Origin of the sequence: Mesorhizobium sp. M4A.F.Ca.ET.020.02.1.1, assembly GCF_004022645.1 — a bacterium.
In the GTDB taxonomy this organism is placed as follows: Bacteria; Pseudomonadota; Alphaproteobacteria; order Rhizobiales; family Rhizobiaceae; genus Mesorhizobium.
In genome coordinates this window covers 1-8,834 of record NZ_RZOI01000191.1, presented here as the reverse complement: position 1 = coordinate 8,834, position 8,834 = coordinate 1, and the positions used below count along the sequence as shown (strand labels likewise).

Genomic DNA, 8,834 nt, shown 5'->3' with positions numbered 1-8,834 from the left:
GGCACCGGCATGATCCCGGCCGATGCCATCGTCCACACCGTGATGGGCCGCAGTGTTCCGGCGCTTCTATTGGGATGCCGTGGCCGGCGCCGAACTTCCCGCCGGCGTCGACTATGCCGTGTTCGACTTCGCGGTGAACAGCGGCCCGGCCAGGGCGGCGAACTACCTTCAGGCGATCGTCGGCGTCACCCAGGACGGGCGCATCGGTCCGGCGACGCTCGGCGCCGCCAGGGCCCGGCCCGCCGGCGTTGTCATCGACGCACTTTGCGACGCACGCCTGGCGTTCCTCAAGCGGCTGCCAACATGGCCGACCTTCGGCAGGGGCTGGAGCGGGCGGGTCGGATTCGTGCGCGCCGAGGCGCTGCTGCTGTCTGCGGTTGAGCCGGCTCCGCCGGCGCCAGCGCCTGGGCAAGGCCCATCCGTACCTTCGGCTGAAGCTGCCCATCCGGAGGTTGCGCCTGATCCGGCCGTGCCTGCCGGCAATGCATTCTGGCGGCTGTTGCTCGCCATCTTCAAAACCATCCTTGGAGGCAAGAGATCATGATTGCCGTCATCATCCGCATCGCGCTGCGCTATGGCGCGGCCGTCCTCGTGGCGCGCGGCCTGCTCGGCGCCGGCGACGCCGCCGCCCTGTCTGGCGATCCTGACATCCAGATGGCGCTCGAGGCCGGCATCGGCCTGGCGATCGGCCTCGGCACCGAAGCCTGGCATGTGCTCGCCCGCAAGCTCAACTGGCAGAGATGAGGGGCAAAATGGTCGAGGTCTTCACCGAACTCCTGCGCCAGGCGCTGCCCTGGATGGCAGGCGCGCTCCTCATCGTTGCGGCACTTGTCGTGTGGTGGCTGTCATGACGGCGCTGCTTTCCTCACTGCTCGGCAACCCGACGTTCCTTGGCCTGCTGGCCTCGGTGGTGGCAGCCCTCGGCTGGGGCGTCCGCCAGCGGCTTGCCGGCGCCGGTGCGGAACGCGCTCGGCAGGCCAAGGCCGAGGCTGCCGCCGGCGCGCTCGCCGACCAGGTCGACAATGATATCGGCGCGCTGCGCGCGGGCGCGGCCAGCAAGGAGCTGAAAACATGGGCAAGGGATTGATCCTCGTGCTGCCGCTGCTCGTCGCGGCCGGATGCACCACAGCCAAGGGAAGCTTCTGCGCCGTCTCAAGGCCGGTACGCCTCTCCGTCAAAGCGGTCGACGCACTGTCGGACCAGGAGGCGAGGGCGCTGCTTGCGCACAACCGCAAGGGTCAGGAACTCTGCGGCTGGAGGCCATGATGCACGATCTGTTCGATCTCCTGGGCATCAAAGGCCCGGTGGTGGCGGCCGGGTTGGCTGGTGGTGCGCTCCGGGCACTGTCGCGCCATCGCTACAAACTGCGCGAAATGATCGCTTCGCCGATCTGCGGCGCGCTCGCCGCCGCCTATCTGACGCTGCCGGCCGTCGCCTGGTTCAAGGCAAGTGGCCTGCCGATCCCCGATCCAGCCGACGACACCACGACGCTCGCCGCCGCTTTCCTCATTGGCGTCTCGGCGATGTGGATTTCGGACATCGTGTTCGAGGTCGTCGTGCGGAAATTCAAGCCGACAAACGAGGAGTGACCGGCCGCGCATCCTTGGTCTTTGAATGAGCATCTGCTAATATTCGTTTTTGTGCATGGAGCCGCAATGCGAGCCAAACCTGTGCGCTTTTTCAGAGCAGCGAGAGGTACCATGACCAAGCGGAGACGCATGTGGGTGATAAGGGCTTCGTTGGTGCTTGGGCTTTTTACGCTGCCCGCCCAGGCGAGCAACCTGGGCGATCTTGTCAGGAATGGCGACGTCGCAGCGGTGACTTCCGCATTGGATAAGGGCGCCGCCATCAACGAAATTGACGGTGTCACGGCGCTCTATATCGCCTGCGAAGCCGGAAACATCGAGTTGGCAAAACTTCTGATAAGTCGTGGGGCCGACGTTAGCCTGCTCGTCAGTTGGCAAAGAACGCCACTCTATGCCGCCAACAAGGGTGGGCACGCTGACATCGTGAAGCTGTTGCTCGACAATGGGGCCGATCCAAATCAGGTGGCGAAATCGCAGACGCCGCTGCACGTGGCTGCCGAGAATGGCTGCCTTCAGTGCGTCATCCATCTCGTGGACGCTGGAGCAGATGTCAACGCACTGACATCGAACGGCAGTCCACCCATACATTTGGCGAAGCTCAGCGGTCACGAAGACGTCGTCGCCTACTTGCGCAGTCATGGCGCAGGACGACCGGCCATTGCGCCGATTTCGGCACGACTTGCATCGGCAAACGCTGAATCGGGCAAAGAACTTTTCGGAAAGACGTGCGGGACTTGTCATCTTGCAGTGCCGGGGGTCAAGAATCCCAAGCCCAATCTGTGGGGCATCGTAGGGCGGCGGAAGGCTTCGCAAGGCGATGTCGAGTATTCGTCGAGTCTGAAGGATGCTGGTGGCGATTGGACTTTTGAGGAACTCAATTTGTTTATCTCCAATCCCGCGCTCACTCTGCCTGGAACAGATATGCTTTTCCCGGGTCTGCAGGACGAGAAGCAGCGAGCAGACCTCATCGCTTACCTGCGGACCTTGAGTGACGCACCGTTGCCGCTTCCCTAGAATTGAATCTTGATGTCCTCCCGTCCTCAATCCAGGCGGCTGTTGTAGTCGCGTTCCCGAACGCTTGAGCCGCTGGACGAAGAGCGTCACAATCCCCATTTATGGAGAAATCCAACGGAGATGTGACATGGCGACTTCCACCGAACGCGCGGTGCTTGCCGGCGGCTGCTTTTGGGGCATGCAGGATTTGATCCGGCGCTTTCCGGGCGTCGTCTCGACCCGCGTCGGCTACAGCGGCGGCGACGTGCCCAACGCCACTTACCGCAACCACGGCACCCATGCCGAGGCCATCGAGATCATTTTCGATCCCGCCAGGCTGAGCTACCGCACGCTGCTCGAATTCTTTTTCCAGATCCACGACCCGACGACCAGCAACCGTCAGGGCAACGATGTCGGCATGAGCTATCGCTCGGCAATCTACTACACCAGCGACGACCAGAAGCGGGTCGCCGAGGACACCATTGCCGATGTCGATGCCTCTCACCTGTGGCCGGGCAAGGTCGTCACCGAGGTTGCGCCGGTCGGCCCATTCTGGCAGGCCGAGCCCGAACATCAGGACTATCTGGAGAGATACCCGAACGGCTACACCTGCCATTTCGTCAGGCCGGGCTGGAAACTCCCGGTTCGCGAAAGGGCCGCTTCATAAGCCAGATCGGTCGCTCGGCAAATTTTCCCTCTGCGCTGGAACATTAGCATACGCTAAGAGTTCATGTTCCGGCAGCGCGCAACGGTATGCTGCCTGATCGGGCCGGCATCCCGATCCGGGCCCGCGTCCTCTGCGAGAGGCGCGGGCTTGCTTGTGTCGACAACTCGGCCCGGACCGCCAATCCTGCCAATTGCGCCCGTCGTGCCGAAAGGCACGGCGGGCTTTTTGCGTTTCCAGATCCTGGCAGCGGGCCACGGCGCCGATCCAGAGCGCGTCCTGCCTAACCGAACGCGCTCAAGCTAAGTCTAATGTTTGATGCATCTTCGTCCCAAAACCGCTACGCACTTTTGGTCGACATGCATCAGCCCTTGGCGCGGCGGCCGTCGCTCTCATGGTTCCCGATCCAGTGCGCGCGGATGCGGTCGCTGGTTTCGAGATAGGCCATGTCGATCAGATAGGTCAGAAGCTTCTCGCCATCGGCTTCAGCTTTCTGGCGCAGTTCCCTCAAGATCCCCTGCGCGAACTGCAGGTTTTCCATTTTGCTCGGCTGGTCCATCGGTGCCCCCAATGTCTGCGTGGGAAGTGTGGCTGACTGTTGCTTGCATCAAGATTGTGGAGAGACTCGCGGTGAAGCTGTATTTGGTTGTATCCCTGCGCGATCAACGAAGCTGTTGGACATTCCTCGGAAATGTCGATATTTTGCGCGACCAATCGGACCGCGACGATGCACGAAGACGAGGGCAGCACTCCTGAAAAGTTGCAAGCCATGCTGGACGTGATCGCCAGGAACGGCCCCTCGAGGCATAGCGAACAGGCCGACATCGGCAAGCTGAAGGCCGACGCGGCCACTGCAGCCGCGGTGCTGGTCGAATTCTACGGCGATACGGCGCTCGAACGCGCCAGACTGCTCGAACGTCGCTCGCCGCAGTCGCATTTCGCCCGCATGGTGACGGCCGAAATCAGCAAGCAAGGCAGGACGCCGCCCAGAGGCTAGGGTGCGCGCTAGGACGATTTGCGCCTACTCGATCCGCCGCCAAGACGCAGTTGCACCTCTTCCTGGGCATTGTCGAGCAGGTAGAAGAGCAGGGTATGTCCGATCGATTGCGAGATTTCCTTGGCCTGCTCGATATGCCGGTGGATTTCGCGCAAGGAGGCCTCCTCTGTATCCTCCTCCTGTGTCAGATCGACGAACCAGCCGGGATAGAGAGCTGCTTCTCCAAGGTTGTCGACATAGCACTGGCCGACCGCCAGGATCTTGCGAAGGCCCATCTTTTCCGAACGGACTTTGTAGACCTCCCGGAAACTCGACCTGCGCTCCACCGCCCGGCGAATCGCTACATGGACCCGGAGCCGATCCTCGGCCTCGATGCTTTCCATGCATCTTTCAAGTGGCGCGCCATGGGAGAATTCCTCAAGCGTGAGCCCGAAATAGTCGGAAAGGTTGGCGTCACCGTAGACACGGTTTCGCTTGATGTCCCAGGTCCAGAACCCGTCGATCGGAGGATATCGCAGATGAACGCCGCGCCCCCCTTCAGGTACCGCAGTCATGAAAACCGCCCCGTTCGGTTTCAAGATTCGCAACAGTATGTAACATGAACCAAAAGAAACAAGGTGGCCTTTTGTACAAGACCGCCCAAAATCACGATGCGTCAGCTTTGACTGCTACTTGGGTGGCGTAGTTGACGCACTGAAAAAAATAACTTTGAGCGAATTTTCTTTCATCGAAAGAATGTCTGGGCCGGTAGCGCAACCATACTTGGTACTTCACTAGATAACCAAGCTATGTGAGTCGTAATACATATCAAAGGTTGTACCGCCCGGCCCGGAAAACATACCGCGCGTCCTTCGATTCTGGAAGGCCGACGCGGCAATGTTGGGAGCGTTGCCTGAGCCGCGCCGGCCAAAGCGGTTTCCAATAGGTCCACCGCAAGTCGAATCTTAACTGAGCATGGTACCCGCGGCAAACCGACCATCGGTTGCAAAATGCAAGTTGGCCATCCTGGCTGCAGGTTCAGGCTGCGCTGCGGGTCGATTCCCCGTCGCCCTCCGCGGCTATGCGTGCTTCGCCTTCGTCAGCCGCCTCGCCTTCGGTCCGGTCGTGTCCGAACTGATGGGCGCCGGGCAGGGGCTGCAGCCAGTGCTCTCGGCGCACCGTCCACAACTCGTATTTCGGTTCAAGCTCCGTCGGCGCCACATCGAGACTGCCAAGCATCACTTCGGCCTCCTCTTCGCCGACCGATGTGACACGGCCGCCGCAGGTCGGGCAGAAGCTCCTGCCGCCATAGGTGCTGACGATGCCGGTCGTCTCGAACGCCTCAAGCGGCCAGATTCCGAAAGCCTGGTAGACCGATCCGCTGGTCTTGCGGCAATCCTTGCAATGGCAAAGTCCGACCCGAAGCGGCTCGCCGGTGACCGAGAACTGGACGCCGCCGCACAGGCAGCTGCCGCTGCGCCTGATATCGCTGGACATGGCTGTTCCTCCTGGTTCGCGCCGCTCTGCTGGCCGCGACAACACGTCGAAATGTTCGACCCCGAATCAATTCGCGCGAAGGGCAACGGTTCCACGCATCCGTTGCGAGAACGACGAGGCCATATTTAGTTGGGAAAATTGAACACTGGCTCCTGGCAGCGGTAGACGCGGCACTGGCCGTCACGCGCCGGAACGGAGGCGGCTGTCGGCACCTCAGGCCAGTCGCACTCATTGCCGTACTGCCGCACATAGCGGTCGTAGGTGTTCTGTCCCGTGGTCAGCACGGCCGCGCGATGGCCCTGGATCAGGGACCGCACCTGTTCGCAGCTCATTGTACGGGTATCGAGGCGGGCGTGGGCTGTGGCCGTGAAGGCAAGCACCATCGTGCCGGCAATCCATGCGATCGAACTGGTTTTCATCGGGGAGCCTCGGCTGGACATCTTCCCCTCGGGAAGGGCTAGAAAACAGCCAGATACTTCAACAGTGAAATGATGCCAATGATGATGACGACGATCTGCGCGATCTGTCGCGTGCGGCCGTCGAGCGGCAGGCGCTGGACGAGGAAGAGCACGAGGATGATCACCAGGAAGGTGATCAGGATGCCGATGAGAGCCGATAGAGCCACGTCCTCTCTCCCAGGTTGTTTCGGAACTCAATACATCCTGGAAACGCCGCTGCTGCAAGGTCGGTTCCCCGCGGGAACCGGCGGAGGCCGCGAAGTCGTTGTCCGCGGCCGCCGAACGGCGATGCGCCGGTTACTTGCCGCAGTGGTTGTCGTTCACCGTCGGCGCGCTTGTCCCGGGCGATGTCCCGCTTGCGTCAGGCTGCGCGCCCTGCGGGCCGACAGGGCAGTTCTGATCGGGGGTTGGGCTCGTCGCATACGTGGCCATGCCGTCTATGCTGTAGGTCGGCGTGGGATCGACGGCATCGGGGTCGTTCAGGTCGACCGTATTGGGGCCAGTGGGGTCGACAACGACCGATTTTCCGCTGCCGTCGACCATGCCTGAGCCGGCCGTGTCGCCGGCGGTCTGGGCCATCGCCGATGTACCGAGGCCAAGCGTCAGCATGGTGGCTGCGAGGATTCTCATGGTCATGGCTGTCTCCATTTGGTTGCAGTTTCGTCGTGTCGCGACTTTTGGGGGAACCGCTCGCGCTGGTGATGGTTCCCTCACATATTCATTTGGAGGTGGCAGACAGTTCCCGCCCTTGACGACTCTGCAAGCGTAGCCGGGAACTGGCGATCGCCGGCCGGCCGGCGACGCGTTGCCGGGGAACCGAAATCCCTCACGCGCATTCCTTGTCGAGTTAATTTTGCGGTATCGAAAGGCGAGGGGGTCGGTGGACACGATTGAACATGGCGGCATCGGGCTTCCAGGCGCCCATGCCGTCGATCTGCTGCGGGCGCTGCCAGTCGCCGTCTACACCACCGATAAGCAGGGCCTCATCACTTTCTTCAACGAAGCCGCGGCCGAACTTTGGGGGCATCGTCCCGTGCTCAACGAGGATCGGTGGTGCGGGTCATGGAAGCTGCGTCATCTCGACGGGAGCAAGATGGCGCATGAAGAATGCCCGATGGCCATTGCCTTGCGCGAAGAAAAGGACGTTCGCTGGGGGCGGGCGATAGCCGAGCGGCCCAACGGAGAACTCATCCCATTCAGCGCGCATCCCGTCCTGCTTCGCAATGAGGCCGGCGATACGATCGGCGCAATCACCACCTTGCTTGACCTGCGCACGCAGACGATGGCGGACGAAGCCCGCACGCGGCTTGCCTCCATTGTCGAGTCATCGGTGGATGCGATCGTTTCAAAGGACATAAACGGCATCATCACCAGCTGGAACGACGCGGCGCAGCGCCTCTTTGGCTACACGCCGGCGGAGGCGATCGGCCGGCCGGTGACGATCCTTATTCCGCCCGACCATCTGGACGAGGAGGTCTCGATCATCACCCGCATTCGCGCCGGCGAGGTCGTGCCGTCCTACGAGACGGTGCGCCAGCGCAAGGACGGCACGCGCATTCCCGTTTCGCTGACAGTCTCGCCGATACGCGACGGCATCGGCAGGATTGTCGGCGCGTCCAAGATTGCGCGCGACATCAGCTCTCACAAGGAGAGCGAACGGCGCATCCGCCTGCTCATGCGCGAGGTCAACCATCGCGTAAAGAACCAGTACTCGGTCATCATCTCGATGATCCGAGAGACGAGCAAGCAGGCAAGCACCCCGGAGGTCTTTCTGGACCAGGTACGCGAACGCATCCTGGCGCTTTCGGAATCGCACGATCTGCTTGTCAATGCTGAGTGGCGCGGCGCGACGGTTGCCGAGCTGGTCGAGGCGCAGGTAAGGGTCTTCGCGGCGCAGTCGCGCCTGTCGGCAAAGGGGCCGGTGATCATGCTCAAGCCGAACGCCGTCCAATATCTCGGCATCGCCTTCCACGAACTGGCGACAAATTCGGCAAAGTACGGCGTCCTGTCTCACCCGGTCGGGCAGGTCGAGATCGAATGGGCCATAACCACCGGCGCGAATGGCGAGGAGGTCTTTGGCCTGGTCTGGCACGAGCACGATGGACCGCCCTTGGATGGAGAGAAACGTCGCGGATTCGGCTCGGTTGTGCTGAAACGGATCACGCCGCAGGCGCTGGGCGGTACCGGACAGCTGGAGTTCGGCGAGCACGGTGTAAGCTGGAAGCTTGAAGCGCCTTTGCGATACGTGAAAAACTCTCTTGACGAGATGGATTGACGGCGCGGCCGGCCGAAACCACGCGCTGGCAATCCTATCCTTACTCGGAAACCGGCGCCGGACAGGGTCCCTCAGCCACCTCGACGACGAGCGCGCAATCGAACTCCATGGCTGCCCCATACATTTCGGCTGTTTGCACGACCATATATTCGAGGTCTTCGCGCGCGACGTTTTCGTCGAGGTTTCGCAGGCGCACACGCTCAGCCACGATAGCGACATTGACCACGCCCGTGGAATGGATCGCCGCCACGACCAGGGAGTTGAGGTCTTCCCGCAATTGGCTTGAATAGCTGTCGCGCATGGCAGTTGCCTTCCGGTGGGGCGTTTTTCCTCATTTTCGAGCATGCACCCGGCACATCGCGATAGCAAGCATAATGTCAAAAAT

Annotated in this window: 15 protein-coding genes and 1 pseudogene; 9 read left to right on the top strand and 7 right to left on the bottom strand. The window is 61.8% G+C overall.

Features of this window, described 5'->3' with window-relative positions; all coding sequences use genetic code 11:
• Nucleotides 1-46: 46 nt before the first annotated feature.
• The 7 genes and pseudogenes from EN742_RS14510 to msrA form a co-directional block, all read left to right on the top strand.
• Nucleotides 47-544: pseudogene (locus EN742_RS14510) on the top strand (glycosyl hydrolase 108 family protein); the annotation flags it as partial.
• Nucleotides 541-744, top strand: a complete 204-nt coding sequence (locus EN742_RS14505; RefSeq protein ID WP_126055204.1) for a hypothetical protein — start codon at nucleotides 541-543, stop codon at nucleotides 742-744. The pseudogene EN742_RS14510 and the gene EN742_RS14505, both read left to right, overlap by 4 nt.
• 103 nt (nucleotides 745-847) lie before the next feature.
• A complete protein-coding gene (locus EN742_RS14500) occupies nucleotides 848-1,087 on the top strand; it encodes an ABC transporter permease (RefSeq protein WP_126055203.1) in 240 nt (79 codons plus the stop codon).
• On the top strand, nucleotides 1,072-1,266 hold the full coding sequence (locus tag EN742_RS14495; protein WP_126055202.1) for a hypothetical protein: 195 nt from the start codon (nucleotides 1,072-1,074) through the stop codon (nucleotides 1,264-1,266). The genes EN742_RS14500 and EN742_RS14495 overlap by 16 nt, the downstream gene beginning before the upstream one ends.
• Nucleotides 1,266-1,589: a hypothetical protein gene (locus tag EN742_RS14490; protein WP_126059120.1), complete on the top strand. Its 324-nt coding sequence runs from the start codon at nucleotides 1,266-1,268 to the stop codon at nucleotides 1,587-1,589. The genes EN742_RS14495 and EN742_RS14490 overlap by 1 nt, the downstream gene beginning before the upstream one ends.
• 111 nt (nucleotides 1,590-1,700) lie before the next feature.
• Nucleotides 1,701-2,600 carry an ankyrin repeat domain-containing protein gene (locus EN742_RS14485; protein WP_245482485.1) on the top strand — a complete coding sequence of 300 codons (900 nt, stop codon included), beginning with the start codon at nucleotides 1,701-1,703 and terminating at the stop codon, nucleotides 2,598-2,600.
• Between the two features lie 127 nt (nucleotides 2,601-2,727).
• Nucleotides 2,728-3,246, top strand: coding sequence for a peptide-methionine (S)-S-oxide reductase MsrA (gene msrA / locus EN742_RS14480; protein ID WP_126055201.1), 519 nt, complete (start codon nucleotides 2,728-2,730; stop codon nucleotides 3,244-3,246).
• Between the two features lie 361 nt (nucleotides 3,247-3,607).
• Here the strand turns inward: msrA and EN742_RS14475 are convergent, their stop codons facing one another.
• Nucleotides 3,608-3,802, bottom strand: coding sequence for a hypothetical protein (locus EN742_RS14475; protein ID WP_126055200.1), 195 nt, complete (start codon nucleotides 3,800-3,802; stop codon nucleotides 3,608-3,610).
• 168 nt (nucleotides 3,803-3,970) lie between these two features.
• On the opposite strand from EN742_RS14475, the gene EN742_RS14470 reads away from it, so the two are divergent.
• Nucleotides 3,971-4,240: a hypothetical protein gene (locus tag EN742_RS14470; RefSeq protein WP_126055199.1), complete on the top strand. Its 270-nt coding sequence runs from the start codon at nucleotides 3,971-3,973 to the stop codon at nucleotides 4,238-4,240.
• 8 nt (nucleotides 4,241-4,248) lie between these two features.
• Here the strand turns inward: EN742_RS14470 and EN742_RS14465 are convergent, their stop codons facing one another.
• The 5 genes from EN742_RS14465 to EN742_RS14445 all read right to left on the bottom strand — a co-directional run bounded on the left by EN742_RS14465 (nucleotide 4,249) and on the right by EN742_RS14445 (nucleotide 6,810).
• Nucleotides 4,249-4,794: a PAS domain-containing protein gene (locus EN742_RS14465; protein ID WP_128332948.1), complete on the bottom strand. Its 546-nt coding sequence runs from the start codon at nucleotides 4,792-4,794 to the stop codon at nucleotides 4,249-4,251.
• A gap of 463 nt (nucleotides 4,795-5,257) precedes the next feature.
• Entirely contained in the window at nucleotides 5,258-5,716 is a 459-nt protein-coding gene (locus EN742_RS14460) for a GFA family protein (RefSeq protein ID WP_127406739.1), read from the bottom strand.
• A 125-nt stretch (nucleotides 5,717-5,841) separates the two neighbouring features.
• Entirely contained in the window at nucleotides 5,842-6,135 is a 294-nt protein-coding gene (locus EN742_RS14455; protein WP_126055196.1) for a hypothetical protein, read from the bottom strand.
• Nucleotides 6,136-6,173: 38 nt separating this feature from the next.
• Nucleotides 6,174-6,341, bottom strand: coding sequence for a Thivi_2564 family membrane protein (locus EN742_RS14450; protein WP_126055195.1), 168 nt, complete (start codon nucleotides 6,339-6,341; stop codon nucleotides 6,174-6,176).
• 130 nt (nucleotides 6,342-6,471) lie between these two features.
• Entirely contained in the window at nucleotides 6,472-6,810 is a 339-nt protein-coding gene (locus tag EN742_RS14445) for a hypothetical protein (protein ID WP_126055194.1), read from the bottom strand.
• Nucleotides 6,811-7,054: 244 nt separating this feature from the next.
• On the opposite strand from EN742_RS14445, the gene EN742_RS14440 reads away from it, so the two are divergent.
• Nucleotides 7,055-8,449, top strand: a complete 1,395-nt coding sequence (locus tag EN742_RS14440) for a PAS domain S-box protein (RefSeq protein WP_245482420.1) — start codon at nucleotides 7,055-7,057, stop codon at nucleotides 8,447-8,449.
• A gap of 40 nt (nucleotides 8,450-8,489) precedes the next feature.
• On the opposite strand, the gene EN742_RS14435 is transcribed toward EN742_RS14440, so the two are convergent.
• Nucleotides 8,490-8,750, bottom strand: a complete 261-nt coding sequence (locus EN742_RS14435; protein ID WP_126055193.1) for a hypothetical protein — start codon at nucleotides 8,748-8,750, stop codon at nucleotides 8,490-8,492.
• Nucleotides 8,751-8,834: the final 84 nt, after the last annotated feature.

Excerpts from the sequence above, each read along its gene's own strand:
- EN742_RS14470 (WP_126055199.1), top strand. The coding sequence starts at position 3,971 with ATGCACGAAGACGAGGGCAGCACTCCTGAAAAGTTGCAAGCCATGCTG.
- EN742_RS14445 (WP_126055194.1), bottom strand. The coding sequence starts at position 6,810 with ATGACCATGAGAATCCTCGCAGCCACCATGCTGACGCTTGGCCTCGGT.
- EN742_RS14490 (WP_126059120.1), top strand. The coding sequence starts at position 1,266 with ATGCACGATCTGTTCGATCTCCTGGGCATCAAAGGCCCGGTGGTGGCG.
- EN742_RS14475 (WP_126055200.1), bottom strand. The coding sequence starts at position 3,802 with ATGGACCAGCCGAGCAAAATGGAAAACCTGCAGTTCGCGCAGGGGATC.
- EN742_RS14495 (WP_126055202.1), top strand. The coding sequence starts at position 1,072 with ATGGGCAAGGGATTGATCCTCGTGCTGCCGCTGCTCGTCGCGGCCGGA.
- EN742_RS14485 (WP_245482485.1), top strand. The coding sequence starts at position 1,701 with ATGACCAAGCGGAGACGCATGTGGGTGATAAGGGCTTCGTTGGTGCTT.
- EN742_RS14435 (WP_126055193.1), bottom strand. The coding sequence starts at position 8,750 with ATGCGCGACAGCTATTCAAGCCAATTGCGGGAAGACCTCAACTCCCTG.
- EN742_RS14460 (WP_127406739.1), bottom strand. The coding sequence starts at position 5,716 with ATGTCCAGCGATATCAGGCGCAGCGGCAGCTGCCTGTGCGGCGGCGTC.
- EN742_RS14500 (WP_126055203.1), top strand. The coding sequence starts at position 848 with ATGACGGCGCTGCTTTCCTCACTGCTCGGCAACCCGACGTTCCTTGGC.
- EN742_RS14505 (WP_126055204.1), top strand. The coding sequence starts at position 541 with ATGATTGCCGTCATCATCCGCATCGCGCTGCGCTATGGCGCGGCCGTC.
- msrA (WP_126055201.1), top strand. The coding sequence starts at position 2,728 with ATGGCGACTTCCACCGAACGCGCGGTGCTTGCCGGCGGCTGCTTTTGG.
- EN742_RS14465 (WP_128332948.1), bottom strand. The coding sequence starts at position 4,794 with ATGACTGCGGTACCTGAAGGGGGGCGCGGCGTTCATCTGCGATATCCT.
- EN742_RS14455 (WP_126055196.1), bottom strand. The coding sequence starts at position 6,135 with ATGAAAACCAGTTCGATCGCATGGATTGCCGGCACGATGGTGCTTGCC.